Genomic DNA, 24,761 nt, shown 5'->3' with positions numbered 1-24,761 from the left:
AGCTCCTTAGCGTTCGGGGAAGAAGGTCCGGAATATTTCCAGCAGGGCCTCACTCAGTTCCGGGTCATCGGTCTGAGGATTGATGATGGCCATGGTACAGGCTTCCAGCGGCTCCAGACCTGCCACCATCAGCGCCCCGGCATAAATCAGCGCTCGCGTCGAAGTCACTTCCTGCAAGCCCTGATCCTTCAGATTGCGGGCCTTGTCTGCCGCCGCTACCAGCGCCTTGGAACGGGACTCATCCAGCCCGGCTTCTTTCATGACAATGCGGGTTTCCACTTCCCCCGGCGGATAGGTGAAATTCATACCCACAAAACGCTGTTTGGTAGAAGGCTTGAGATCTTTCAGCACCGTCTGATAACCCGGATTGTAGGAAATGACCAACATGAAATCGGGATGGGCATTGATTTCCGTGCCCAGCTTTTCGATGGGCAGATGGCGACGATGATCGGTCAGCGGGTGGATGACCACCGTGGTATCCGTCCGCGCTTCGACAATTTCATCCAGATAGCAGATGGCACCTTCGCGCACCGCCTTGGTCAGCGGGCCGTCCTGCCAGACCGTGGCGTCGCCTTCGATGAGAAAACGCCCGACCAGATCCGAGCTGGTCAGATCTTCGTGACAGGCAACGGTAATCAGCGGTCTTTTCAGGCGCCAGGCCATGTGCTCCAGAAAGCGGGTCTTGCCGCAACCCGTCGGCCCCTTGAGCATCACCGGCAAACGCCGGCTCCAGGCCGCCATAAATACCCCGACTTCATTGGCTACGGGCTGGTAAAAAGGTTCTTCGATGATCATTTCACTCATTACTCAACCCTCTTGATGTTGTTCGGCATGGCTACGTAAATACAAAAAAATGTGGCGCAGGGTATGGATCACCATACGCTCAGGCTGGGCAGGCAAAGCATCCTGGCGCTCTGCTTTCAGACAGTTCTGGTAGTAAACCAGTTCACGACAATTATCGCGAATGGTATTCCAGTGCGGTTTGCCCTTCACCAGGGTTTTCCACAATGCCAGCAGATCAGCATCACTGGCATAGGGCTTATGCTCGGTTTCCAGCATGATCCGTAGCATGGTTTCGGCTTCGGCAATACCTGCTGCCAGCAATTCCGACAAAGGCATGCCATCGCTCTGCTGTTTGGCCAGCTTTTCGATGCGGGCATGAACAGCATCCAGTGCTGCAATCAAATCATTTGACTCGGTCATCATCACTCCTGATCGGTTTTTCGGTGAAACCCGCTACCACTCCGGGAGATTTTCGTCTAGGATAAAAGAGTTTTAGCTAAATGCGTGTATAATTCATTTTATAGTGTGATTAATAAGGGGCAACCATGAGCAAACTCGTCAAGATGGTCAAACTGAACAACCTGCAATATAACGCCAACCGCGACCCCCAGGTTTATCGCCGCGTCGTCGGCCATCCTTTCCGGATTCAGGCCATGCTCGAAGGTCAGGGCAGCGCCAAGATCAGCGTCACCTGCGAAGGCAAGACCCTGAAAGAAAGCACCCTGGAACTGCCGGGCATTTTTTCTTATGAAGTCACCTTCAAGGATGCCGGCATCCGCATCGCCACCCTGACCGTCACTGCTGATGGCCAGAGCGAAAGTCACGATCTGCTGCTTGATACCGAAGCCCACGCCAAGGTCGGCTGAATCATCCAGCTTCACTGTAACATCCAGCGCCGCCTGGTCATCCAGTAGCGGCGCTATTCACCAGGCAAACTGCTGAAAAAACTCCGGCAGTCTTTGCAGGCCCTCTTCCCGATCAAAAAACCGGTCAGCCCGGGCTGAACGGGCCTGATCCCTTATCTCCCGACTGCCTCCCAAACAAAAGATGGGAATATTCAACTGGTATTCGCGGCGAATCTGATCAATCAACTCTACCGGATCACTGATCTGCGGATCTTCCAGATTCAGCAACATAAAACGATGTAGGAGAATTTCCTGCCATTCCTCAAAAGCTTCCAGATCGGTCGCTTCAGTCATTTCCCATTTTTCCGGAATAGCCTTTGCCACCGCTTGCCGCAAGACAGCGTCACTATTCATCAAAATGAAACGCTTGCGCATCCGTTCTTCAATACTGGGCATGAAACCATCTCCTGTGATTGTGGATTTCAGTCTTTCCAGACGGCCGTTTCAGCAAAACGCGCGGACCATTGTGCACATGCTTCGCCTGCCAGCTCTTGCAAGGCGCGGGTCATTTCCTGAGACTCTGCTCGTAACCCGGTGAATACCCGGCACTGATTTTCTGACCAGACAGAGGCCGCCACCTTCCGGAAGCCACCATTTTCTGTCCAGATGCGCAACCAGGACCCATCCGGCCATTGCCTTTCCGTCAAAAACGCCCCGGCCTTGATTTTGATGCCAGCGGGAACCCTCCTGCTGGCTGGCATCTCCCATTCCGGCTCCTCTAATTCGGCAGCCGTCACAGCCTGCTGCTCTGCCGGCTTCAAGGTTGCGACGCGGGTCACCTGGATATCGCCAGATTCCAGCACTTCCGGAAAAGTGTTGCGGATATCTTCTACGGATGGCACCTGCGGCAGCAGGCGCGACCAGGTCCACAGACTATCCTGCAAGGCTTCGGCCAGCCATGCGCGGAAACCTGCCGAGGGTGCGGCCACGCAATTTACAAACGGTTTCCAGTCCACATGGAGCATCAAACTGCCGCCCATGACCAGGCTTCGGCCAATGGTCGCCGCCCCTGTCCCGCCGATTTTTTGGCTCGCACACCAAAAATCATGACCATCACGGGCTTCAATCTGCAGTCCGAAGCGGGCGTGCAAGGCTACTATCCAGGGGGCCGTGCGTGCAAAAAGTTCGGGGCCGCGACGTATGCCCAGGGCCATCGGGAAAATAAAAAAATAGTTGAGCTGACCACTATCTACCCAGACCAGACCACCACCCAGCGCTCTTTGCAATACGGGTATGCCCAGGTTAGCGCAGGCCCTGTGATCCAGCTCGGCACTAGCGGATTGAGCCGCTCCCAGACTCAGGTGAGGCTCAGACTGGACCAGCAGCAGAACAGGCGGATCATCATCTTTCTGTGCTTCTGCCAGGCCCATATAGGTTTTGTGCAGCAACTCCGGGGGCAACACCCCCAGGGAAATAACCCGTAACTGCACTTTTCAGTATTGCCCTGGTGGGACAAGAGCGACACTGCACAGCATCATCTCAGGCGTTCTCTTCCCGGCTTTCCTTATCCTTGGGCCGGTAAAAGGCGGAGAAATAGAAATCCCGCTCATTGAGGGCTTCATGCCAACGCACCCGCTCTTCCACCCCCGCCTGCATGATACCCGCCATGGCCATGGACTGCTCACTATCGAGAATGAGGATGGTATCCTGCAAATCCTCATCCAGCTCGATAAAATGTGCCGCTAGACCCAAAGGCTCCTGGACATGGACCAGAAAAGACTTGCAGGCCGGATCTTCCGGATCCAGCGGAGTCATGACCAGACGCCCCATATACGCCATTCTGGCCAACTGGTTGAAACGGGGAATTTCCAGCTTTTTCCCCATCTTGTATTTATTCAATTCATTTTTGAGACTGCTGACATCGGTAATCGGTATGGACTTCATGAGATTCCTTGCGATGTGGATTTAGACCAGTTTCGCGCAAAGCCCTGCAGGGTGCAAGGTAAGGAGAGGATGAGTGCTTAACTCCCCGCAGGAGACTTACTGATAAACCTTCATGCGCTGCGCAAACAAAAAGGGAGACGGTTGCCCGTCTCCCAGTGACCCTGAGGAGGGGTGTTCTTAGAAGTCGTAGCCGACTTGCAAACCGAAGGAATTTTCGGCCAAGGTGGAAGTGGGTGTTTCCATTCCAAAAGGCGCGGTACCTGCCGGTCCTGTGATAGTGTTAGCAAAGGCATGCATATACGCTTCTGTCAATTTCCAACCCATACCCAGCTTCTGCGTAGAACCGAAGGTGATAGTATTCTGAACTACCGCCGGGAAAATCGTGTTGGCAGCCGCATCCTTGTTATCAATGGGGTTTGAGCTCCAAGTATAACCGGCACGCACTTGTAGCCAATCATTGACATTGTACTGAGTACCGAAGTTTGCCACAAACTGATTGTGCCAATGCAGTCCGAGCGGAACCACGTTGGTTCCCTGCCAAGGGCCGTGAATGTTAAATGTATTGAGGGTATTATGCCAATTAATCCATTGTCCTTCGACACTCACCAACCATTGCCGGATGGGTCGAATAGCAATGCCCAGCGCGATTTGCTGGGGATAGTTTAAATGACCACTATACTGTCCAGCAGTGCCTTGGACTGGTTGTCCGTTTGGAAGCTGTGCGGCCTGAGCCCCCGCCTGAAATGTTAACGGTGTAAAAATCATGGGTGATTTATAAGTAGCGCCCAAGGTCACCATATTATTAACTTTATAAAGCGCACCTAAAGTCACACCCACCCCATATGCCCAAGACGGAGTCGACAAGTTCAAGCCACCACCTTCATACAAATCCCCTTTTGCAAAGTTTTGATTAGGAGTAAAGGTTTGTTGGAAAGATCCTTGTTCGGCGGCAATATTCAAAGATGCACCAACAGAAAGATGGCTATTCACTTTCATGGCAATGGAGGGAGCCATCTGAATAAAAGTGATACTACTGTATGCTTGTGCTACACCAGAAGTCAGGGTGGGCGAGGGATTCTGTAATTTACCATTCTTGGCAAATTGATAAGCAGGTCCCACTGCACCAGGCTGGATATAGTTTACACCCAAACCAGAAGTACCATAAACGCCACCACCAAAAACAATACCGTCTCCAAAAGCCGGGGCTACCCAACCAATCGCAGGAATCCCATAAATATTACTATGACTTCCTATTTCTCCACTACCCATATTCGTCTTACGGGTAGGGTTAAATACTTCGGCCGAGAAGGCCGCCTGGGGAGTCATATTCGCCAATCCAGCCGGGTTACTGATAGCGGCCGACAAGGGATCGTCTGGCGCAGCCACAACCGCTCCACCCATACCCACAGCATACTGACCAATACCAATCAACTGATATCCATCCGTTGCAAATGCGCTGCTGGAAATACCCATTGCTAGAGCTGCGCCTACTGCCACCCCAAGAATTCGTGATTTTTTCATTTGTATCCTCCGCCCACAGTTGTGTCGCTAATGACACGATGATTGTGTCTTATCGGGAACAGTGTTGCAAGACGATTGATCTATCAATTTTTTAATCCAATGATTAGTGCTTAAAATATCGGTATATTAGCAACAATAAATACTTCTGAATTTTCGGCACCAACCATTAAAAAAGGGGCCGAAGCCCCGTTTTTCATTCATCCAGCTTATCATTCATTGATGACAATATGGATTGCAGCATCCTTAACCGGGAAACTGCAGATCCTGCAGCTTCATCTGGCGGCGGACGATTTCCACGTCCTGCTTGTTCAGAGCGAAGGGGAAGGAACGAATGTCCGAGGGGGAAGAATCGCCATAGGGACGGTTGCAGGCACTGACTTCTTCGTCATCCTTGCCGGGGCAACCGGATGTCTGGAAAGGCTTGCCGGAGTTGATAATGTCTTCCAGCTCCGCTTCGGGATAGCCGAAATTCAGGACCCGGCCATATTCGTCAAATTGCATGTCTTCGTAACGGCCGCCCGCGTAATCGATGAGGAAACGACCCAACTGAACGCGGCGCCAGTGATCCTGGGGAACTGGATCCCAGTCTTCCATCATGGAGCCTTTTTCCGGGAAGAAGGCAAACATGTGGTTATGACCACCCATATCTTTCATTTTCTGGCAAACCTGGAGAATTTCCTGTTCGGTTTCACCCATGCCACAAATCAGATGCGCACCGAACTTTTCAGGACCATAAATTTCTGCGGCCCATTCAATGGCCTGCCAGTACTTATCCCAGGAATGGGGGCTTTGTACGGTTTTACCACGAGTCCGTTCAAAAATTTCCGGAGTCACCGCATCCAGGGCCACCGTGAAAATATCCGCGCCGGCTTCCTTGAGGTTGATCAGATCCTGCTTTTCCATGGTGGTCGGGTTGGAAAGAATGGATACCGGAATATGGGGGGCGACTTCCATCCAGCGCTTGAGCATGGTCATGGTGTCATTGTCCGAGTCGGGATGGGTGATCATGCTGATGCACATGCGCTGAAAATCACCTTTGTCGCTGTTCTGGGCAATGCGTTCCAGCATTTCATCGACGCGCACGGTCGGCCAGTCCACACGAATGAAATTGCGGTCGGCATAGTCCCGGCTTTCTTCACGATGACGGGCAAGACCGCAGTAGGTGCAGTTGGCACGGCAGCCCTCCGGATAAGTCATCAACAAATTCAGGCAGTTGGTGCAGGAAGTACGGTGCATCACACCGGGAATCAATCCCAAGGTTATGGCTGCGGCCGTACTCAACTGCACGTAGTCCGGGGAACGCATCGTCGGTGTTTTGACGAAATAATCCGGGCGATAAAAATTTAAGGTCTGAGCATTTTCTTCCACTACCGCACTCATGGACGTTCCTCCTGTCAATCCGCCTTAAGCGGCAAAATATTCATCAAAAGCGATCCAGGCGGATCGCATGACCTGATCTTCCTGGGCAGCGGGCTTGCGCCACACGGCTTCCAGAGAGCTTCTGCGTTGCACAGCCCGGCGCAGGGCCGGTCCAAACTGATCCTGCATGTCTTCTTCATAACTTTCCAGGGCATCGTTCTCGCCAGCCAGGTAAGCGGCAACGGCGAGTCCGGCAGCTTCTCCACTGATGACAGCTGCAGGAATACCCGCCCCGGTAATGGGATGTGTCAACCCGGCTGCATCACCACAGAGCAGTACATGGTCATGAATCATGGAACGCAAACCCCCAACGGGTATGGCGCCGCCAGTTCTGCTCAGTACTTCCGGACCCACAATTCCTCGTTCCACCATTTGCTGATGCAGTTCTTCCAGCGGTTTTTTGAGGTTGTCCTCAAAGCGCTTGTCAGCACCCAGGCCAAGATTGGCCACCGGACCGCGCGGAAACAACCAGCCATACCCTCCTGGAAATGCGTCTGACAGATAAATATCGGTATCGTCATACTCATGACACAAGGGTACCGTATATTGGCGGGTATATACCACCTGCTGATGAACCAAACCGATATTTTCCGCCACCGGACTATGAGGGCCATCGGCAGCAATCAGCATTCTGGGGACTATCTCATCCACTTCTCCGGAGGGAAGCTTTATCCTTGCACACTGGCCATCCCAACTCATAAAAGATGTCCGGGTTTTTATGTGGGCGCCTGCAGCTTGTGCCAAATCGGCCAAACCCTGATCAAACAAAGCACGATCGATCATGATGCCCGGAAAGATACTCTGATGCTGAAAACCCGAAGGCAGTACCGTTAACATACCGGCAACGTCCTGCACGCGGGATTGAGTTTCGTGCACTGTCCGCAGCAGCGGCATAGGGACGAATTCTGCACATTGCACAGGTAAACCGATCCGGGCACGCCGATCGATACACAGTACTTGCAGGCCTTTTCCCGCCGCAGCCCGGGCGGCAGCGGCACCCGCAGGACCCGCACCAACTATCAGCACATCGACTGCTTGCGGTGTCATGCTTGCTCCGCTGCCTGTCTTAATACACTGGCAAAATCTTTCGCTTGCAAACCAAAACCGTCTATTTGCTGTTTTTCAAAAATATCTGCCAGAATGGTCTCTACTTCGTTCAAGTGAACATTGCGCAAAGCAGCTTCCATATCGACGATGGCGCGCCGCGGCTGAATAAAGTAATCCCCACTAAAATGGACCTGCCGGATCCGACTGCCGAAACTGTCCCAGAGCATTTCTGCCTGCAAGGTGCCGCCCGGAGCACGCAAGGAAGCTTTGCGTAATGGCATGTCAGCTTGCATTCTGCTATTGATATTGATCCATTCCGGATCGCGGATTTCCTCCAACATCGCCGGGTAGAGCGCCATCACGGACTCGGGCATATCACCCTTTTCAAAATCCAATCCCAGATGTTGGCGGAAGCCTTCCAACAGGGCTTCCTGTACTTGCGACAATGCCGGCGCTTTTCCGAGAAGTGCCTTGAGACTGGTGACACGTTCTGCGACGGAAGAAATAGCATGCGCATCCAGTTTTTCCAATGGCACCCGCAGCACGCGCAACATTCTGGGAATATCCAGATCCACCAGCACCGTGCCCTGAAACAGCAAGATGTCCCCATCCATGATGCCACCGGTTCCGGAAATTTTTTTCCCTTCTACTTCAATATCATTGCGCGGACGGAAGGAAGCTTTAACGCCCAGAGTCGATAATCCTGCTGCTGCTGCCAGACAAATTTCACGAGAAAGTGCGGCCATGTCCCCCTTGGGCAGGGCATCACGATGACAGACCAGCTCCCAACCAATCTGGGTGGGATCAAATATCAATGCTCCGCCACCGGTCAAACGTCGCTGGACGGCGATGCCTTGTTCGCAACAAAAATCCAGATTCAATTCCTGATCAGGAGACTGGTGATATCCCACCAGAGCCGATTCTTCAAAGCGAAGGAAACGAAACACACCGCAAACACCGGTAATGTCATGCTCGGCCATGGCTTCAAGCAGGGCTTTATCCAGCGCCATGTTCTCGTCCGCAGGACGCAGCCCAGAATCAACCACCAGCCAGGAGCCTTGCGAGACCTGATTCATGCCTGCCAAGACCTGTAGCAACCGTAGCGAATCATTGCTGTTTGTGCCATTTTCAAGCAGAAAACACGATGGGAATATCCCGCAACTGCGTGCGCCGTTTGGGGGCGGCCGGGACGAAATCGAGGGGCATGGTCGTTGACTCGTCACCCATACTGAGTACTTCCTCACCCACAATCATGGAGCAACAGGACGGAGTGACGAACACATCCCGCTCCAAATGCTTGGCCAGGGCCAACATCCCATCAGAGGGAAATGCGACGCCATTGAGACCAGCCATCACTGCGTAGGTATCGGTAATGGAACGATGCACACCGGAAGGCCGGGCGCAGCCCAGCAATACCGGAGTTTCCGGGAGGGCAGCACGGGCATCCATGAAAAATTTTCCAACTTCATCCGTATGTGGCGTCGCAAAAGGTCTGCTGGAAGACGCATACTGGGGCATGATGACCACCAGCACCAGGGCACTGGGCAGATGGCGCTGAATGATTTCCAACGAATTCCATTCACCCAACAGTTCACCATAATGCAAACCGATGACAATATGGGGAACCACTTTCATGCTGGTAGCCACCAAGGCTTCGAGAGCGGCTTCGAAATCATCAACGCTGCGGCGCAGGTGATAGACCTGGTTGATGGTATCTTGAGCACCGATGACATCCATCATGGCCACATCCACACCCGCATCTTCCATGCCCCGGGCAAATTCCGGAGTGGCTATGCCTGTATGCATGGCGATCTGCAAATTGGGATAACGATCCTTGATCTTTCGAACCATCGGAAAATAAGGCTCGTAATGCACGACATTCTGATGGTCGGAACCTCCGGAAAGCAGCAGTCCACGCCCACCATCCAGCACAATCTGATCCACCAGACGATCCAGCTCTTCAGGACTGCGTACCGGAATCATCGGCTCCAGGATTTTGGCCTTGCAGTGATCGCACTGCAATTTGCAGTCACCGCCGGTGATGGAGATGGCCGGAAACGCATTTTTCCCACAGGCAGACACCTCAGAAGTTTCGTGGTGCTTAAAAGAAGGCGTATAGAAATTGATACGACCCACTTGGCTGCCAGAGAGACCGGACCACCGTTCCCGCATGGACTCGACCAGATCTGGGTTGAGTGTCAGATCTTCCAATGCTTCCACTTGCGAAACAGCGTTTAACCATGGGTTCATATTAATTTCCATCCTTAGTCATACGTGGAGAAAGCTAGACGGCCGCAAAATGCGGCCGTCTGACTGGATAGGGCTACCAGAATGTATCAGCAGCCACCAAAACCATCAGCCGTCATTTTTTCTTCAAAAGCCGAGAGTGCATCTGCACCGGTCTTCAGCTCAGCAGAATCACCGGCAAAATCCGCCGGGGTCAGCTTGGCAATCCAGCCGCTTCCGTAAGGATCCTTGTTGATCAAACCCGGGTCTTTAGCCACTTCATCATTGCTGGAAACCACGGTGCCACTCACTGGACTCTTCAGAGGACCTACCCATTTACCAGATTCTACTGTGGCGGCAGATTTGTCTTTTTTGATGTCCTTACCGGCGCTCTTGGGGGTATAGGAAACAATTTGGCCGGCAAGAGCACAGGCGTAAGATGTCATACCGATGGTAACGCTACCGTCATCTTCCTTGCGTAGCCACACATTGTTTTCGACGTTGTACATCAAATCTTCGGGGATTTCACAGCCACGTACAGTTCCCATCATTTTCTCCTTCAGGTTTTAAATTAAAAAAACAAAAGCCGGTCAACCGATAAAATCAGATCAGCAAGATCACCTGCTGAAGCCACTTCATCCACCTCATCAATCAGGTCATCTGCCACAATCTCATAGCCTGGCAGTGCGGGCCTGCACACGTAGAGCTGGGCTCCCGCATTTTTCGCATCACGAATAAAATCGATGATGCGCTTACCACCTTCCATGGCGGCCAAATTTTCAGCAACGCCCACTTTCATGAGTCTAACAGCTTCCATGGTGCAAAAAATCTTAACCTCTGCGTCCATGGAAGACAACAGTGAACCTAAATAAAACGGGGTGGCACAGCGATGTGCCGTGCTTGGACCACTGGTCATCACGATCACAACCGATTTTTCGCTATCATCATCCAAATAATGATCACTCATCGCATCCCTCGCTCACAGTGAATGTCGTCGCGCAAACAACGCTGCCGATACAACTCAAAGGCCGCATCCCCAGTAGACAGCTTTTTTAGGGCGACGTCCACGGAAGCTACCGGCCGGACTCGGGCAATCCAAGCTTCATAGGGTTCAATATTCAGCAGATTGGGATCTTCTAGCACATCTTCATTGGCGAGTTCTATCACACAGTCGAACACGTTGGGTACCGGACCCGCCCATTTCCCACTTTCGATGGTGGCTACCGGCTTACCCACAGGACGACGGGTGCCAGGCCGACGCACGCGTACGTGCAGAATTTTACCGGCAATTGACTGCGAAATATCAGTCATTCCCACCGTCAAGGTACCATCACCTTCACGACGGACCCAGATTTGACATTCCTGATCATAATATAATTCGGCGCGGAATTCGCATCCGTTACATTCCATAGCCTCCCCCTGGTGACAGCGGCAGGTAAAAAAAAGCGCCCCTTTGCGGGGCGCCCTTCAACCTTATTATACGATGCCTTTGGCCGCGAGCAAGTCCATGGAGTCACTGACGTTGTCGGGAATACCGACCTTACGTGCAGACAGCCCCATTGCCAAACCCAGCAATTGCGTGAAGTAAATGACCTTGACATTGGATTTGATGCCAAACTCGGTTTCTGCACGCACCTGATGCATTTCCAGTCCGGAATGGCAGGTCGGACATTCCGTGGCGATCACTTCAGCACCCGCATCTTCTGCAGCCTGGAGAATATTCAATACCAGCTGAGTGGATGTATCCGAATCAGACAAAGTGTGGGCACCACCGCAGCAAGCCGTTTTCAGCGGGAAGTCCACCGCAACGGCACCCGCTGCATTGAGCAGGTCATCCATGAAGTGAGGTGCATAGGAAGACTCAGAATCAGGGCCCTGGTCTTTTTCCGGGAAAATCTGCCGGGGCCGGGTGTACATACAGCCATAGTAATTGGCAATTTTCAGCCCGTTCAGACTCTTCTTGACCTTGCTCTTGATCCCGTCAGGGCCAACCTCTTCCATGAACCATTCCAGAGCATGCAAGGTACGCACATCACCTTCATAAACCGGGTCACCGGACTTGTCTGCCAGGTCCTGCACTGTCTTCATGGTTTCTTCAGACGTGGCACATTCGTATTCCGTCTGCTTGAGGTTACGATAGCAACCGTTACAAGGGGCCATCACTGTATCACAGCCCTGCAACTTACTGGCAATAGCCAGATTCCGCGCGGACATGTAAGTCTGGAGCATGGGATGAACATTTTTCACTTCCATGGCACCACAGCAATTGTAGTCTTCCAGATTTTCCATCTGCAAACCGAGTTCCTTGACGAGAACGCGGGTGGATTTGTCATAGGGACCACCAGAGCCTTCCAGCGCACAACCCGGATAATATGCAACCTTAGCCATGATGAGCAGCCTCCTTCTGTGCTTTCACATATTCGGCAAGAACTTCGCCGGTCTTACCCCAGGATTTGGTTTTCGGGCGGAAAACCACATTCATGCCCATTTTTGCCAGCTGACCCAATGGCAAGCCTTTGGAGAGACGTTTACCGAACTCAACAATCCAGGGCTGCACCAACGGTTGATTGGAACGCTTGAAAAAACCCATCATCACTTCCGTGTCCTCAATGCGGCCAAACTCGATGCACTGATGCGTGAATTCTTCATCAAAGTGGGTGGACAGGGTCTTGGGAGTCAAACCGTTATCTTCCATCCAGTGGGCAGTAGCTTTCATCACGCCCTCAGGACGCACATCTTTGGGGCAGATGTTGGTGCACTTGTTGCAGGACACACACTGCCAGATGATATCCTTGTCCTTGAGCAACTCAGCCTTCAGACCCAGACGAATCAGGTAGATCCAGTAGCGCGGATTGAAGTCCACGTTCTGGGCATACATGGTGCAGGAGTTGGTGCAGGAACCGCACTGCCAGCAACGATGCACATTTTCGCCACCACTGTAGCTCTGAATAATTTTCTCAAAGTTTTCTTCATAGTCGGTCAGCGTACGGGGAGTAATCATCGTGTTCCAGGAACCCGATACATCCACACCGTCCACCACCAGATTGTCGTGCTGTAAAATCCGATCAGGATCGATCAGTGTTTTTTCATGAATAGCCATAGCTGCTCCTAAACCCTAATTCATCAATGAATGTCGTCTCTTTTGATACGAGACCCGCCCATCCGTCGCTGCACTTCTACGCCCAGCAACTTTCGAATCTGTTCCGTAAAGTCTGTTTGTCCACCAAAGTCCGAGCGTAAAAAGCCTTCGGCCATTGCCCGAACATACTGGGAGTACTGATGAGCGAGGATAATGTCCACCATGTAGGGAACATCCCGATATACACCCAACTCCTCCAAGGTTTCCCGCATCCACTGGCGCAGACCCTCAAACATCTCGGGACTCTCACCAAAAGGGAAATCCGTCAGGTAATCACCGCCACGAATAAACTCACGAATGGCGCCAGAGGTAGTTCCCTGGTCCCAGACCCACCGTGTCATCAACGGGTAACGCTCAGGATCACTGAAGTGCAGCACCTCAGCAGCCACATCCCTGATCACCCGCTTCACTTTTCCGGTAGCCGGCAAGGCTTCCTCAAATCTGGTCATACGCTGCACCAGATCGCCATGCCCGGTCAGTAGATCACGCATCAACTCCCCGACCCTGGCCGTTCCTTGTTCCGCAATGAGCGGCCAAATTTTGCGTCGCGCCGTAAACATCTGGGCGACGAGATGTTCCATTTGTGTTTCGGTCAGAGGTTGCTGTTCTTCCAGCAGCAGACGACGAAAGCTCGCCGTTTTTTCCGCCATGCTGCTCACCAGATCGGCCAGACCCTGTTGACCCTCAAACGCTTCTTCCAGTTCATAAAAGGAGCGATTGAGCAGACCCTTGTCGAGCTCTATGGGCAGCGTGGCAGGAACGATATGTTCTTCGTTCCTGTCCTGGTAGATATCAGCTGGCAACTTTCTGCTGTCCGAAGAGATCGGCTACTGCCCGTGAACCAGCAGACTGGCCTTGAGCGATGGACGTATCGATATCTTCTGGTCCAGTAGCTGCACCACACACGTAAATGCCCTTGCGCGTGGTTCCCTGACTATTGGTGTACTGCTCAGCACGATCAATGAAACCGTGCTTTTCCAGACCAATACCAAAAGTTTTGGCAATTTCAGGGTTCAGTGCATTGGGATCCATGCCGATGGCGTGCACCACAATATCCATGGGAATGACAATAGGACGCTTGACCAGGGTGTCTTCGCCTTTTACCAACAAGCGACCATCAGGCGACTTGGTGACTTCAGCAATACGCGCCTTGACGAACTTGGTCTTGAACTCTTCCTGGCTCTTCCAGTAGAACTTGTCTTCGTACAAACCAAAAGTACGAATATCCATGTAATAGATGAATACGTCCGTGCTGGGCGAGATTTCCTTGATTTCCATGGCGAGGTTGGTAGAAACGGTGCAGCAGATCTTGGAGCACCATTCACGACCAATCTGGCGGTCACGGGAACCTACGCACAGGAGAATGGCCACCCGTTCCGGCACGCGACCATCGGAAGGACAACGAATCTGGCCAGTGCCCACCATCTGTTCCATCTGACTGGTGGTCAGCACATCTTCATAGGTTCCGAAACCCCATTCAGGTTTATTGATGGAGTCAAAGTGGGTGAAACCGGTACCCAGTACGATTGAGCCCGCTTCGACCTTATCACCATTGCTCAGGGTCGCGGTGAAATTACCCGCCTCACCTTCAACCTTGCTGACTTTGGTCGATTTGTGGATGGTGACATTGCCATCCCCTTCCACCCGACTGACCATACGGCCGATAGCGTCCTTGGCCCATTCACCTGATGGCACCAACTTGGCGTAACCGGAAATAATGGGCGCGCCACCGAGAACATCTTCCTTCTCGACGACCACGGCCTTTTTACCCATCGAGGCGATGGTGGCAGCTGCTGACAGACCGGAAGGACCGGCACCTACGACTAATACTGTATCCTGTGCACTCACTGATTTTTCTCCTTAAGCGCCCGCTTTCATGTTGATATTTTGGTTAGTGGCGAGTTCAGGGTTGTAGAGGTATTCCACGTTACCCTGCTCGACCTGTTTGAGGTATTCCTGGAAGTCGGCCTTGGCCTTGTCCCAGTTGATGCCCATTTTCTCCACCAGATCTTCACAGGGTGAAGCATGCCACTGGAGCTGGACGATCTTGAAGGGATCGGCACCGCAGGCCAGGGCGGCCAGCTGCACGTCGGCAATGATCGGGATGCTGTAGTTCATGTCATGGGCCTTACCGATCCACTGGTTCTTGTCCATGGTGGTGATACAGCCGGTGTCGATACCAATCATGACGTCAGCGTTGGCTTCTTCCCGGGCGACCTTGATCTTGCGATTCATGGTAAAGCTGCGGGTGAATTCGCGCTCGGAAATGATGTGCCGGAAGCCGAAGCCACAGCAGTCATACCAGGTGGAATAGTCGATGACCTGAGCACCCAGGGCCTGGGCAACGGAGGTGCCGACCGCCGTGCGGTTGCCGCCGAGAATGCTGTTGTCGTAAATGGCGTCTTCCGCAACCATCTTGTAGTAGTGGCAGGCCGCATGGGTGGTCACCCGGATGTTGCTCATGTCGATGGTCTGCAGTTCGCTGGCGATGCGGTTGCGCATGACATGCAGCCATTCACTGTAGTGCACGACTTCTTCGGGAATGACGATCTTGCCATCCACCAGACGCCCGAGCTTGCCGAGAATCTTTTTGACCTTTTCGCGCAGTTCGGCAGATTCCACCAGATACTTGCGAATTTCCTTGTAGTTGCCGAAGGAGGTGCCGCAGTGCACCAGGGGATAGAAGTGGCCATTCTCGTAGCCGTGCTGCTTGCCGGAAACATAGGCCTGATGGAAGTTGCGCAGGAATACGGCGGCGAGGGATTCGACGTTGCCGATGCCGGAGCCGTGATAATTCCAGGCAGTGCACGAGGTCTGGTCGGTTTCGTCCAGATAGTCGGTGCCAAAATGGTTCATGAACCAGAGCAGGCTGGTGGGATAGCCGGGGATATTGCCACACTGTCCGCAGCTCTTGTGATGCCAGAGCTGGTTGGTGGGGACCCGCTTTTTCCAACCATAGAGGGTATCTACTTCGATGGGTTTGTGATCATCGGTGATCCGATGAACAATGATTTCGCCTTCTTTTTCCAGCTCCCACATGTGCTCGCGAATGTCGTCCATGCGCTCACCGAGATCCATGGTGCGCCGGTCTACATGACTGCGGACCCAGGCCGTGGCCGCTTCCGCTTCATTCGCCGACAGATTGGTGTCCTGGAAAAAAGCGCCGTGTCCCGCCAGACCTTGCTGCGTGTTGTTGTCGCTCATATCAATCTCCTTGATCCGTCAATCTTCCTGGCTCTCGAGCCAGTCTTCGTAGTCTTCCCGCTTTTCATCGATGAAGTCTTCGATCACGTCAAAGAGATTTTCATCCATGGTTTCCAGGGACTTCAACACACCCGTCATTTCCCAAATGGTGTACATTTCAACGGAGGTCTTGAGAGATACTTCCCATGCGGTTTCAACGGTCTGCAAGGTGCGGACCGGAATGGCTTTGCGCAATACCCGCAAATCACCTTCCACTTTCTGGATATTGGGGCCCCAATCTGGGAAGTGATCGGGTTGAATCATGTCAGGAGAAAGCTGGTTACCGGTGGTAATCAGTTTGAGCATCACACGACCGAAGGGACGCAATACATCCTTCGCAGATTGCATACCATGACGAATAGACACTTCGCGCATGATCATGACCAATCCCCCGGGGGAGTTCTTGAAAGGACAACGCGCCGCGCAGGTCATACACTGAGCACAGGCCCAGATTTTTTCCTGCATGGCGTCATAAATCTGTTCCACGTTTTCCGTCCAGAGCAACTGGACGATTTCACGGGGACTATAGTCATAGAACTGCGCCGACGGGCAGGTAGCCGTACAAATGCCACAATTCAAACAGCCATTGAGTTCGTGGTCATAACGAAAATCCGCACGGATTTCGTCAAACATCTCTTTCATTTCAGCGTAAGTCGCCATCTACTTGCTCCTCGCTCGCAATTAATACGTCATACCTGTTCGACCCGCAGCGCAGATCATTGGTTCAAATAAATAACGTGATGTCGGATTCGCCAGCAAATTCAAAAAAAGCAGCCGCGCCACCCAGTTCAATACCGTCAATGAAATCTGCCGTATCAAACTCGAAAAGATCGACGGTCATCTGACAGGCGATCATTCGCACTTCGGCCTCAACACATAATTCGCGCAACTCATCCAGACTGGCCACACCCTTGGCCTTCATTTTGCTTTTCATCATGGAGGTAGCCATTCCTTCCATTCCCGGCAACACCATCATCAGCGTCGGCATCGGGACAGGCATCGGCATGGCCGGATTACCCAGGGGGCTGACACGCAGGTGACTCAGATCTTTCTTGAGCAATTGCAGGCCGTAAAAGGTGAAGAAGATTTCTACGCTGTAACCCAGAGCAGCAGCCGTAGAAGCCAAAATAAAGGGCGGATAACCCCAATCCAGCGTCCCTTTCGTGGCAACAATCGCCAGTTTTTTCTCGTCCATTTTCAACTCCTGGTCAGGCACTCAGCCTAACCTCATGCAATTAGGCCTTCTGGATGAAAAAGATAAATTCGCCCGAAGCTTCAGCATGCTCCAAAAGCGGGTTTTTGGTCTGCTTGGAAAACGCTTCGAAATCTTTCACAGCACCGGGATCGGTAGCGACGATCTTCAGGACCTGACCGGAAGTCAGCTCGCCAAGAGCCTTCTTGGTGCGCAGAATAGGTAAAGGGCAATTCAGGCCACGTGCGTCGAGTACTTGATCTTCTTGTACCATGGTTTAACCTCCTAAGGTTATTGATGTCTGAAAACTACCTGCAAGACTGTATCAGGAAAAGGGGGAACAGCAAGGCAAATATTTTGATTTGATGATTAAGCACCCCTATTTTAGAGAATCCTTATTGACTGGGCAACTGACTTATTGGCAAGCCACGATTCGCCCAGGCCGAAATTCCACCCCGCAAATTCAGCACCTGATCAAAGCCTTGTGCAGCCGCAAAAGCAGCAGCCTGAGCAGATCGACCGCCACTCAGACAATAAAAGACCACCGTCTTGGATTTGTCCAGTTGCTGTAGAGACATAGGTAGGATGTGCAGAGGAATATGCTGCGCCCCTTGAATCACACCTCTCGCCACCTCAGCAGGTGAACGCACATCCACCAAAATGAACTCATTCCCCTGATCACTCAGGTCTTTGAGCTGGTCTGCCGTGATTTCCTGAAAACCGTACATAAGCTATTCACCAATTAATAAATTAACGTCAACCCTTAGCTTACACCATGTGCTCTCTGACGTGTAGAGCACCCTTAACCACCGAGACGCATCATGAAAATCCGCGACGAGCGTTCCGGATCAGTTACGAATTCGTGACGCTCAGGTTTATCCTGCCAGATACGCGCACGGATTTGCTCGGCAATATCGGCATCACGATATGTGCTACGCAGCATGGGCAAGAGATCCACCCCGTTTTCCTGGCCCAGACAAAATACGAGACGTCCGCTAGCGGTCAAGCGGACGCGATTGCAACTGGCGCAGAAATTGTCACTGATCGGCGTGATAAAGCCAATGTGGGAGCGCGGCTGCCCTGCAAATTGATAGAGTTGGGCCGGGCCGTTATCGGTCGGGCGAAAAGCCGGATACAGGGTGCCCAACTCAGCTTCAATACGTTCACGCGCTTCACTGGCGCTGAGGAATTCTGACTGTTGCGCTGCACTGCCGGCTTCACCCAGAGGCATGGTTTCAATGAAACGGATATCAATATGATGTTCCAGGGCATAGCGCACCAGGTCAGCCAGAGCATGACCATTTTCCCGGCGCATCAATACCACATTGAGCTTGATCCGGGGAATGCCCGCTGCCACCGCCGCCGTGATGCCTTGCAAGACCTCTTGCAGTTTGCCGCCTCGGGTGACCCGGGCAAACACTTCGGGTTCGAGACTATCCAGGCTGATATTGAGGTTGTTGACTCCAGACTGACGGAGCAACTCCGCTTTCCGGGGTAATAACAGGCCATTGGTACTGACACTGATTTTACCGATCCCCTGTCGTTGAGCGGCTGCAATCAGGCTGTGCAAATGGGGATGAATAAGGGGTTCGCCACCCGTAAAACGCATATGCCGCACACCCAAGCCGGCAAATATGGCAATGAGCCGATCATATTCTTCTACCTGAAGATGATCTTTGCGGGCAAAAAAAGGTGTTCCTTCAGCGGGTGAACAATAGGCGCACCGAAAATTACAATGCTCGGTGACAGAAATACGCAGGTAGGTAATCCGTCTTCCGAAACGATCTGCCAGGGCGGATTCTCGTAACGGTGAAGCCAATACCTCCTGCGCCATATTTTTCACCTCGCTGAGACCGGAAAGAAACTTATACTAGACCCCTTTCCAGACTCAGTTCAACACTGCTGACGTCCGTGATACAAATTGATGACGTGCTGTGCTTCGACAAAAAACAGCCAGCGCTCAACACCAATACCGAATACTACGGAAATCACCGCAATCCAGGGGAAAACCATTTGTCCTGTCAGAATTCCAATGATCAGGGCAGCCACTGGAATGGCGAAAGCAAAAATATACATCATGAATTTAATGCTGCGCGCCTTGGAATTGGGCAGCGTGTGTCCAAACTCTTCGGTCAGGAAGGTTCCAAAAGTGTGTCCCTGCTCCAGGATACGTACGGTGAAACGGTTAAAACCTGTAGCCGTACGAATGGTGGGACCATTGGGGCGACTGATCCAGAAATAGTAAATGCCTTTCATGACAGCTGCAGCCACCAAAAGACCCAAGGCGATGCCGACCAGCGTTGGTGCGGGAGCACCCATGATCATCCGTTCAGCAGCCAGAATGGTGGCGCCGATGGCCAGACCCATCACATAAAAATTGGCTGGTACCAGAGCGGTATTCCACTGGCGGATAGTTCTCAGCACGGCATAAATCATGCCCTGACAGAAAATCGTAATCAGTCCGATCAGCCCTGCCAGATTCGCCAAGATTAATCCTACTGTATCCTGGGTGCCTGCGGTAAAAAACACCCAAATCAGGTAGGCGAAGGCGAAAGGATAATACAAAACGGCAAATACCCCTTCACGAGCCAACCAGGAAGTCCGCCAACGGGTAAACGCCCGCCAGGCATTTTTAGGGTTGGCCAGATGGGCGGTAGATGACAGCATACCAATACTGACAAAAACCAGGGAGAGAATGACCGCGATCATGGTCTGCAGGGGATTCAGGCCGCCATCAATCTGGAAATCATTGATGATGGCAGTCAAAGCCATGATGCCAAATCCACCGCCAGAAAATAGCGTCAAAAAAATAACTGCGAGTGCCGGATGCATGGTCTCTCCTTAACGCTCAACAACGCGATTGACCCATTCCTTGACTTTACGAACCGCTTTTTTCTTCAGCTCTTCAGTGGGAATCGGGGCATGGACGCGAGGGGGTAAATAGTGGTTGGTCGGGTTGTAATTCAGCTCGGGCATCAACTGGTAACCACCCCGGTCGCGAACAGCGCGACTGACCGGACTTTCGGGATCATCCAGATCGCCATACATGCGAGCGTGGGCCGGACAGGTCAAAACGCAAGCGGGCTGCCTTTCCTCTTCCGGAATTTCCATATCATAAATACGGTCAATGCAGAGCGTACATTTTTTCATGGTTCCAGACACCCGATCCAACTCGCGGGCGCCATAGGGACATGCCCATGAACAGTAATTGCAACCCATGCACTTATTTTGGTCCACCAAAACAATACCGTCTTCGGCCCGCTTGTAAGACGCACCGGTGGGACATACCGTCACACACTCGGCATTTTCACAATGCATGCAGGACATGGGAAAATTGACGGTTTTGTTATAGGGATAATCACCTATTTCAAAATGCCGGATACGGTTGAACCAGACCCCGGAAGGCTTCGCTCCATAGGGGTCATAGTCGGTCAGCGGTGCTGTCGTACCACTGGTATTCCATTCTTTACAGGCCACTGCGCAGGCGTGACAGCCGACACAGGTGTCCAGATCAATGACTAAACCGAGTCTCATCGCAGTCTCCTTGGCGCGTCAGGATTTCAGGTTGACGGGCTTGTGGGTGTGGTAGCGCAGCACGTCCGGTGCCGGGGTATCTCCTGGCAGGGGCTTCATGGTCGGGAATACCGGCCAGGTACCTTCTTCTCCGGGGGCTGCCGGATAAATTTTCACCATCAGATCGTACCAAGCCGCCTGACCGGTAATAGGGTCGGAGTTGGTCAAGCGTCTTTCCCCCTGCTTGGCCGGGAGTAACTCGGAAATAAGATGATTCATAAGAAATCCCCGAGTAGCTTCAGCCGCTTCCGGTTTCAGGCCCCAAGCTCCAGACTGTTTACCGATGGCATTCCAGGTCCATACCGTATCTTCCTGACAGCCTTCGATCAGCTTGACCTGCACGCGGATTTTGCCGTTATGACTTTCCACCCATACCCAGCTTTTATCGACGATACCCATCTGCTCGCCGCGCTTGCGGTTCATGTACATATAGTTCTGGGCAAGGATCTGGCGTAACCAGGCATTCTGGCTATCCCAGGAATGATACATCATCATCGGACGCTGGTTTACCGCGAAAAAGGGATACTCCTTCTTGTCGACACGCTGCTGCTCCAGAGGCTCATAAAAAGCTGGTAGCGGATCGAAGTAGGTGGCCAGTCGCTCACGATCCACCGGATCCTTGGGCTGCGGTCCGTCATAAAGCCCCATTCCCGCCAACCTAAAGCGCTGGAAGGTTTCAGAGTACAACTCAATGGTGATAGGGTCCGCAGTCGGATTGAAACCAATCCGCTGGGACAGTTCCAGATATTCCTTGTTGGCAAAGCGATAGAAAGCCATGGACTCCGGCAAGTGATACTGAAAGAAGCCCTGATTTTCGATGTAACGATCCCATTGCTTGGGATTGGGGGCGCCCCGCAGATGCGTTTCCCCATCTTCACCCCGCCAGCCGGCAAGAAAACCAATCCCCGGCGCACGTTCGTAGTTGGTGATGAAATCCTTATAACCGGAGAAACGCGGCTCGCCATTTTCCTTGGTAAAGGCCGGGAATTTCAGGCGACCGGCAATATCCACCATGACTTCCTGCCAGGGCCGGACGTTACGGTCCGGCTGCAAAATGGGATGGCGAATGGAATCACAAATGGCATCCGGTTCCGAAATCGGCCGATCCAGGAGAGAAATGGCATCGTAACGCTCCAGATAGGTGGTATCCGGCAGAATCAAATCGCCGAAATTGACCATTTCCGAATGGAAGGCATCCACCACCACGAGGAAGGGAATGTTGTACTCACCATTCTCGTCCTTGGACTTGAGCATGTCCTGCACATTGGCCGTATTCATGGTGGAATTCCAACTCATGTTGGCCATGAAGAAAATCAGGGTATCAATGGCATAGGGATCTTTATTGACCGCATTGGTGACCACCATGTGCATCAAGCCATGATTGGCAATAGGCGCTTCCCAGGAGTAGGCCTTGTCGATACGCTTGGGCTGACCATTTTCGTCAATGACCAGGTCTTCAGGTGCCGTCGGGAAACCCAGCGGTGAAGACTTGAGCGGAGTATTGGGCGCACTGTGCTGGGCAGGCTTGACGGCTGGCGGCACAGGCTTGGGATAAGGCGCCTTGGATCTGAAACCGCCGGGGCAGTCGATAGTACCCAACAACACCTGCAACAAATGAATGGCTCTGGCAGACTGCATGCCATTGGAATGCGCCGAAATGCCGCGCATGGCATGCATGGACACCGGTCGACCGATGAACTTGTCCTGCTTGCGTCCCGCCCAATCGGTCCACTCCACATTGATTTCAATGCTTTCCTTGAAAGCCACATGGGCCATTTCCAGGGCCAGACGCTCAATGGTCTCAGCCGGAATACCGGTGATTTTGCTGGCATTTTTGGGGGAGTATTCATCACTGAGATAACGCTCCGCCAAAACCGACATGACCGTGCGCACCGGTCGGCCATCAGGAGCGGTATATTCACCGAACAGCGCAGCAGTGGAACCTGCCTCCATACCGTTGGCGAAACATTCTTTCTGGATGTCCCAGATCATGGGATGCCCTTCGGCATCACGGAGAATCAGACCATCTCCCGCCTTGCCGGGGGTATTGACAACTAGGAAAGGGGCATTGGTATAGCGCAGCAGAAAATCCCAGTCGAACTGTTCGTTCTGGAGGAGTACATGCACCATGGATAGGGCGAGCATGCCATCAGTACCTGGCTTGATGGGCACCCATTCGTCGGCAATGGCCTGATACCCGGTGCGGGCCGGATTGATGCCGACAAATTTTCCGCCACGCCGCTTCAACTTTTCCAAACCGATTTTCAGGGGATTCGAGGAGTGATCTTCGGCAACCCCCCAAAGCATGAAATACTTGGTGCGATCCCAATCGGGGTCACCAAATTCCCAGAAAGCGTGACCGAGCATGTACAATCCGGCCGTCGCCATGTTTACCGAACAGAAACCACCATGGGCGGACCAGTTCAAGGTACCAAACTGCTGTGCCCATAGTCCGGTCAGCGCCTGCATCTGGTCGCGACCGGTGAAGTAAGCGAGCTTGTTGGGATCCGTCGCGCGGATGTGGGCCAGCCTTTCGGTCAGAGTATTGATCGCCTCATCCCAGGAAATTTCTTCAAATTCACCAGCGCCACGCTCGGTACCCGGCTTGCGGCGCAGCGGATTGCGCAACTTGCCCGGAGAATATTGCTTCATGATTCCGGCGGAACCTTTGGCGCAGAGCACCCCCTGGTTGATCGGGTGGTTGCGGTTCCCCTGGATAAATCGTACCTTATTGTCTTCTACAGTGACTTTGATGCCACAACGACAAGCACACATGTAGCAAGTGGAGTACTTGATTTCCTGCTTGCTGTGGTCCTCAAATTCCATAACCGTAGCCATAATTGTACCTCGCGTCTGGCTGCACCAAATCGGGGACATCCCGTTATCGCCAGAATCTTGGCGGAGCGTACCTGATAAAGCAAGTCAGCGTTTTTGATTTTGTAATAAGTAGTCCTTATTTGCTTTGTGGCAGGGACGATGATTAGTTTAATGGCGCTTAGTCCAAGGAGATGCATTCATGATTCGCAATGATTTCAAAGAACATTCACGCATTACCGTGACCTGGAAAGACAAGGAAGGCAAGTTAAGACCCGGTAATTTCTATGTATACGCCCTGTTGAAGGATGCCATGATCGTGCGCGCCACCGACAAGGACGGCCTGCTGCGCAAGCTGCCCTATGCTGACGTACTGCGGGTGGTGAAATTCAAGGATGTGGCTCCCCAGGATCGGTACATGATTCCCGATGAAATCCTGAAGGAATCGAACTGGAAAGATACGGATATCATGATGCGCTACAGCTCCAGTCCACATCGGGGCAAGTAATTCGCAATCAGGGGCGGGGTCCTCTGGTCCAGAGCCCCGTCTTGCCTCCCTCTTTTTTAATCAGGCGTATGGCATCAATTTCCATGCCTCTGTCCATCGCTTTGCACATATCGTAAATTGTCAGCAGCGCCACTGAAACCGCTGTCAGCGCTTCCATTTCCACGCCCGTTTGACCGCTACAGTGGACTTCCACACGGCAGATGATGCTGGATGACTCTATGACTGGAAGCAACTCCACCTCGACCCCAGTCAGCAGTAACGGGTGTGCCAATGGGATCAGCTCCCAGGTTCTTTTGGTGGCCTGAATGGCTGCTATTCTGGCAATACCCATCACATCACCCTTGTGTATCTGCCCTTGAGTAATACGCTCGAAAGTACTTTTCGCCATCCGGATTTCTCCTTCAGCAACAGCCACTCTTGCGCTCACAGCCTTGGCACCCACATGGACCATGTGGGCCTCGCCCTGGGCATTAAAATGATTGAGGCTTTCTGGATCCGACATAGCGT

General features: G+C 52.5%; 29 protein-coding genes. 2 read left to right on the top strand and 27 right to left on the bottom strand.

The genetic code is table 11. From position 1 onward, the window contains the following. Positions 1–6: 6 nt before the first annotated feature. Together B1757_RS08800 and B1757_RS08795 are read right to left on the bottom strand one after the other, a co-directional pair. Positions 7–804 carry a CbbQ/NirQ/NorQ/GpvN family protein gene (locus B1757_RS08800; RefSeq protein ID WP_101537955.1) on the bottom strand — a complete coding sequence of 266 codons (798 nt, stop codon included), beginning with the start codon at positions 802–804 and terminating at the stop codon, positions 7–9. Between the two features lie 3 nt (positions 805–807). Further along, positions 808–1,203, bottom strand: a complete 396-nt coding sequence (locus B1757_RS08795; protein WP_101537954.1) for a hypothetical protein — start codon at positions 1,201–1,203, stop codon at positions 808–810. Positions 1,204–1,328: 125 nt separating this feature from the next. Here B1757_RS08795 and B1757_RS08790 point away from each other — a divergent pair, with 125 nt between their 5' ends. Further along, on the top strand, positions 1,329–1,649 hold the full coding sequence (locus B1757_RS08790) for a hypothetical protein (protein WP_101537953.1): 321 nt from the start codon (positions 1,329–1,331) through the stop codon (positions 1,647–1,649). Between the two features lie 57 nt (positions 1,650–1,706). Here B1757_RS08790 and B1757_RS08785 read toward each other — a convergent pair whose 3' ends face one another. From B1757_RS08785 to B1757_RS08670, 24 genes are all read right to left on the bottom strand, one after another. Next, entirely contained in the window at positions 1,707–2,084 is a 378-nt protein-coding gene (locus B1757_RS08785) for a hypothetical protein (protein WP_101537952.1), read from the bottom strand. A gap of 26 nt (positions 2,085–2,110) precedes the next feature. Beyond that, a complete protein-coding gene (locus tag B1757_RS08780; RefSeq protein ID WP_101537951.1) occupies positions 2,111–3,118 on the bottom strand; it encodes a lipoate--protein ligase family protein in 1,008 nt (335 codons plus the stop codon). 49 nt (positions 3,119–3,167) lie between these two features. Continuing rightward, the gene (locus B1757_RS08775) at positions 3,168–3,572 is read right to left on the bottom strand and encodes a hypothetical protein (RefSeq protein ID WP_101537950.1); all 405 of its coding nucleotides are present in this window, start codon (positions 3,570–3,572) and stop codon (positions 3,168–3,170) included. Between the two features lie 177 nt (positions 3,573–3,749). After that, entirely contained in the window at positions 3,750–5,093 is a 1,344-nt protein-coding gene (locus tag B1757_RS08770) for an OmpP1/FadL family transporter (protein ID WP_101537949.1), read from the bottom strand. A gap of 243 nt (positions 5,094–5,336) precedes the next feature. Further along, the gene (locus B1757_RS08765; RefSeq protein WP_101537948.1) at positions 5,337–6,473 is read right to left on the bottom strand and encodes a radical SAM protein; all 1,137 of its coding nucleotides are present in this window, start codon (positions 6,471–6,473) and stop codon (positions 5,337–5,339) included. Between the two features lie 24 nt (positions 6,474–6,497). After that, positions 6,498–7,559, bottom strand: a complete 1,062-nt coding sequence (locus tag B1757_RS08760) for an NAD(P)/FAD-dependent oxidoreductase (protein WP_101537947.1) — start codon at positions 7,557–7,559, stop codon at positions 6,498–6,500. Next, on the bottom strand, positions 7,556–8,635 hold the full coding sequence (locus B1757_RS08755) for a lipoate--protein ligase family protein (protein WP_101538046.1): 1,080 nt from the start codon (positions 8,633–8,635) through the stop codon (positions 7,556–7,558). Before B1757_RS08755 ends, B1757_RS08760 begins: the two co-directional genes overlap by 4 nt. A gap of 52 nt (positions 8,636–8,687) precedes the next feature. Beyond that, positions 8,688–9,809, bottom strand: a complete 1,122-nt coding sequence (locus tag B1757_RS08750; RefSeq protein ID WP_101537946.1) for a radical SAM protein — start codon at positions 9,807–9,809, stop codon at positions 8,688–8,690. Positions 9,810–9,895: 86 nt separating this feature from the next. Beyond that, positions 9,896–10,336, bottom strand: a complete 441-nt coding sequence (locus tag B1757_RS08745; protein ID WP_253253788.1) for a glycine cleavage system protein H — start codon at positions 10,334–10,336, stop codon at positions 9,896–9,898. A gap of 20 nt (positions 10,337–10,356) precedes the next feature. Beyond that, the gene (locus tag B1757_RS08740) at positions 10,357–10,752 is read right to left on the bottom strand and encodes a DsrE family protein (RefSeq protein ID WP_101537944.1); all 396 of its coding nucleotides are present in this window, start codon (positions 10,750–10,752) and stop codon (positions 10,357–10,359) included. Further along, on the bottom strand, positions 10,749–11,195 hold the full coding sequence (locus B1757_RS08735) for a biotin/lipoyl attachment domain-containing protein (RefSeq protein ID WP_101537943.1): 447 nt from the start codon (positions 11,193–11,195) through the stop codon (positions 10,749–10,751). The genes B1757_RS08740 and B1757_RS08735 overlap by 4 nt, the downstream gene beginning before the upstream one ends. Before the next feature lie 66 nt (positions 11,196–11,261). Further along, on the bottom strand, positions 11,262–12,173 hold the full coding sequence (locus B1757_RS08730; protein ID WP_101537942.1) for a CoB--CoM heterodisulfide reductase iron-sulfur subunit B family protein: 912 nt from the start codon (positions 12,171–12,173) through the stop codon (positions 11,262–11,264). Further along, positions 12,166–12,885, bottom strand: a complete 720-nt coding sequence (locus B1757_RS08725; RefSeq protein WP_101537941.1) for a 4Fe-4S dicluster domain-containing protein — start codon at positions 12,883–12,885, stop codon at positions 12,166–12,168. Before B1757_RS08725 ends, B1757_RS08730 begins: the two co-directional genes overlap by 8 nt. Before the next feature lie 23 nt (positions 12,886–12,908). Further along, positions 12,909–13,727, bottom strand: coding sequence for a hypothetical protein (locus B1757_RS08720; RefSeq protein ID WP_101537940.1), 819 nt, complete (start codon positions 13,725–13,727; stop codon positions 12,909–12,911). Further along, positions 13,717–14,772: a CoB--CoM heterodisulfide reductase iron-sulfur subunit A family protein gene (locus B1757_RS08715; RefSeq protein WP_101537939.1), complete on the bottom strand. Its 1,056-nt coding sequence runs from the start codon at positions 14,770–14,772 to the stop codon at positions 13,717–13,719. Before B1757_RS08715 ends, B1757_RS08720 begins: the two co-directional genes overlap by 11 nt. A gap of 12 nt (positions 14,773–14,784) precedes the next feature. Beyond that, a complete protein-coding gene (locus B1757_RS08710) occupies positions 14,785–16,128 on the bottom strand; it encodes a heterodisulfide reductase-related iron-sulfur binding cluster (protein WP_101537938.1) in 1,344 nt (447 codons plus the stop codon). Positions 16,129–16,146: 18 nt separating this feature from the next. After that, positions 16,147–16,827, bottom strand: coding sequence for a 4Fe-4S dicluster domain-containing protein (locus tag B1757_RS08705; protein WP_215843587.1), 681 nt, complete (start codon positions 16,825–16,827; stop codon positions 16,147–16,149). Positions 16,828–16,891: 64 nt separating this feature from the next. Further along, on the bottom strand, positions 16,892–17,362 hold the full coding sequence (gene dsrE2, locus B1757_RS08700) for a sulfur carrier protein DsrE2 (protein WP_010637276.1): 471 nt from the start codon (positions 17,360–17,362) through the stop codon (positions 16,892–16,894). A 40-nt stretch (positions 17,363–17,402) separates the two neighbouring features. Further along, on the bottom strand, positions 17,403–17,633 hold the full coding sequence (locus B1757_RS08695) for a sulfurtransferase TusA family protein (protein WP_101537937.1): 231 nt from the start codon (positions 17,631–17,633) through the stop codon (positions 17,403–17,405). 121 nt (positions 17,634–17,754) lie between these two features. Then, complete coding sequence (locus tag B1757_RS08690) at positions 17,755–18,087, bottom strand: rhodanese-like domain-containing protein (RefSeq protein ID WP_101537936.1); 333 nt, start codon at positions 18,085–18,087, stop codon at positions 17,755–17,757. 74 nt (positions 18,088–18,161) lie between these two features. After that, on the bottom strand, positions 18,162–19,193 hold the full coding sequence (gene moaA, locus B1757_RS08685; RefSeq protein ID WP_101537935.1) for a GTP 3',8-cyclase MoaA: 1,032 nt from the start codon (positions 19,191–19,193) through the stop codon (positions 18,162–18,164). A 59-nt stretch (positions 19,194–19,252) separates the two neighbouring features. After that, complete coding sequence (locus B1757_RS08680; RefSeq protein ID WP_101537934.1) at positions 19,253–20,191, bottom strand: dimethyl sulfoxide reductase anchor subunit family protein; 939 nt, start codon at positions 20,189–20,191, stop codon at positions 19,253–19,255. A 9-nt stretch (positions 20,192–20,200) separates the two neighbouring features. After that, on the bottom strand, positions 20,201–20,893 hold the full coding sequence (locus tag B1757_RS08675) for a 4Fe-4S dicluster domain-containing protein (protein WP_010637265.1): 693 nt from the start codon (positions 20,891–20,893) through the stop codon (positions 20,201–20,203). An 18-nt stretch (positions 20,894–20,911) separates the two neighbouring features. Beyond that, positions 20,912–23,770, bottom strand: coding sequence for a molybdopterin oxidoreductase family protein (locus B1757_RS08670; RefSeq protein ID WP_101537933.1), 2,859 nt, complete (start codon positions 23,768–23,770; stop codon positions 20,912–20,914). Positions 23,771–23,948: 178 nt separating this feature from the next. On the opposite strand from B1757_RS08670, the gene B1757_RS08665 reads away from it, so the two are divergent. Further along, positions 23,949–24,254 carry a hypothetical protein gene (locus B1757_RS08665; RefSeq protein ID WP_101537932.1) on the top strand — a complete coding sequence of 102 codons (306 nt, stop codon included), beginning with the start codon at positions 23,949–23,951 and terminating at the stop codon, positions 24,252–24,254. A gap of 7 nt (positions 24,255–24,261) precedes the next feature. Here the strand turns inward: B1757_RS08665 and moaC are convergent, their stop codons facing one another. Continuing rightward, positions 24,262–24,756: a cyclic pyranopterin monophosphate synthase MoaC gene (moaC, locus tag B1757_RS08660; protein WP_101537931.1), complete on the bottom strand. Its 495-nt coding sequence runs from the start codon at positions 24,754–24,756 to the stop codon at positions 24,262–24,264. Between the last annotated feature and the right edge of the window lie 5 nt (positions 24,757–24,761).

This window comes from Acidithiobacillus marinus (assembly GCF_002847505.1).
GTDB classification, from domain to species: Bacteria; Pseudomonadota; Gammaproteobacteria; order Acidithiobacillales; family Acidithiobacillaceae; genus Acidithiobacillus; species Acidithiobacillus marinus.
This window is presented reverse-complemented; position numbering and strand designations above follow the sequence as displayed.

Coding starts and splice junctions, on each gene's coding strand:
- B1757_RS08800 (WP_101537955.1), bottom strand. CDS start 804: ATGAGTGAAATGATCATCGAAGAACCTTTTTACCAGCCCGTAGCCAAT.
- B1757_RS08795 (WP_101537954.1), bottom strand. CDS start 1,203: ATGACCGAGTCAAATGATTTGATTGCAGCACTGGATGCTGTTCATGCC.
- B1757_RS08790 (WP_101537953.1), top strand. CDS start 1,329: ATGAGCAAACTCGTCAAGATGGTCAAACTGAACAACCTGCAATATAAC.
- B1757_RS08785 (WP_101537952.1), bottom strand. CDS start 2,084: ATGCCCAGTATTGAAGAACGGATGCGCAAGCGTTTCATTTTGATGAAT.
- B1757_RS08775 (WP_101537950.1), bottom strand. CDS start 3,572: ATGAAGTCCATACCGATTACCGATGTCAGCAGTCTCAAAAATGAATTG.
- B1757_RS08770 (WP_101537949.1), bottom strand. CDS start 5,093: ATGAAAAAATCACGAATTCTTGGGGTGGCAGTAGGCGCAGCTCTAGCA.
- B1757_RS08765 (WP_101537948.1), bottom strand. CDS start 6,473: ATGAGTGCGGTAGTGGAAGAAAATGCTCAGACCTTAAATTTTTATCGC.
- B1757_RS08760 (WP_101537947.1), bottom strand. CDS start 7,559: ATGACACCGCAAGCAGTCGATGTGCTGATAGTTGGTGCGGGTCCTGCG.
- B1757_RS08755 (WP_101538046.1), bottom strand. CDS start 8,635: ATGAATCAGGTCTCGCAAGGCTCCTGGCTGGTGGTTGATTCTGGGCTG.
- B1757_RS08750 (WP_101537946.1), bottom strand. CDS start 9,809: ATGAACCCATGGTTAAACGCTGTTTCGCAAGTGGAAGCATTGGAAGAT.
- B1757_RS08745 (WP_253253788.1), bottom strand. CDS start 10,336: ATGATGGGAACTGTACGTGGCTGTGAAATCCCCGAAGATTTGATGTAC.
- B1757_RS08740 (WP_101537944.1), bottom strand. CDS start 10,752: ATGAGTGATCATTATTTGGATGATGATAGCGAAAAATCGGTTGTGATC.
- B1757_RS08735 (WP_101537943.1), bottom strand. CDS start 11,195: ATGGAATGTAACGGATGCGAATTCCGCGCCGAATTATATTATGATCAG.
- B1757_RS08730 (WP_101537942.1), bottom strand. CDS start 12,173: ATGGCTAAGGTTGCATATTATCCGGGTTGTGCGCTGGAAGGCTCTGGT.
- B1757_RS08725 (WP_101537941.1), bottom strand. CDS start 12,885: ATGGCTATTCATGAAAAAACACTGATCGATCCTGATCGGATTTTACAG.
- B1757_RS08710 (WP_101537938.1), bottom strand. CDS start 16,128: ATGAGCGACAACAACACGCAGCAAGGTCTGGCGGGACACGGCGCTTTT.
- B1757_RS08705 (WP_215843587.1), bottom strand. CDS start 16,827: ATGGCGACTTACGCTGAAATGAAAGAGATGTTTGACGAAATCCGTGCG.
- dsrE2 (WP_010637276.1), bottom strand. CDS start 17,362: ATGGACGAGAAAAAACTGGCGATTGTTGCCACGAAAGGGACGCTGGAT.
- B1757_RS08695 (WP_101537937.1), bottom strand. CDS start 17,633: ATGGTACAAGAAGATCAAGTACTCGACGCACGTGGCCTGAATTGCCCT.
- B1757_RS08690 (WP_101537936.1), bottom strand. CDS start 18,087: ATGTACGGTTTTCAGGAAATCACGGCAGACCAGCTCAAAGACCTGAGT.
- moaA (WP_101537935.1), bottom strand. CDS start 19,193: ATGGCGCAGGAGGTATTGGCTTCACCGTTACGAGAATCCGCCCTGGCA.
- B1757_RS08680 (WP_101537934.1), bottom strand. CDS start 20,191: ATGCATCCGGCACTCGCAGTTATTTTTTTGACGCTATTTTCTGGCGGT.
- B1757_RS08675 (WP_010637265.1), bottom strand. CDS start 20,893: ATGAGACTCGGTTTAGTCATTGATCTGGACACCTGTGTCGGCTGTCAC.
- B1757_RS08670 (WP_101537933.1), bottom strand. CDS start 23,770: ATGGCTACGGTTATGGAATTTGAGGACCACAGCAAGCAGGAAATCAAG.
- B1757_RS08665 (WP_101537932.1), top strand. CDS start 23,949: ATGATTCGCAATGATTTCAAAGAACATTCACGCATTACCGTGACCTGG.
- moaC (WP_101537931.1), bottom strand. CDS start 24,756: ATGTCGGATCCAGAAAGCCTCAATCATTTTAATGCCCAGGGCGAGGCC.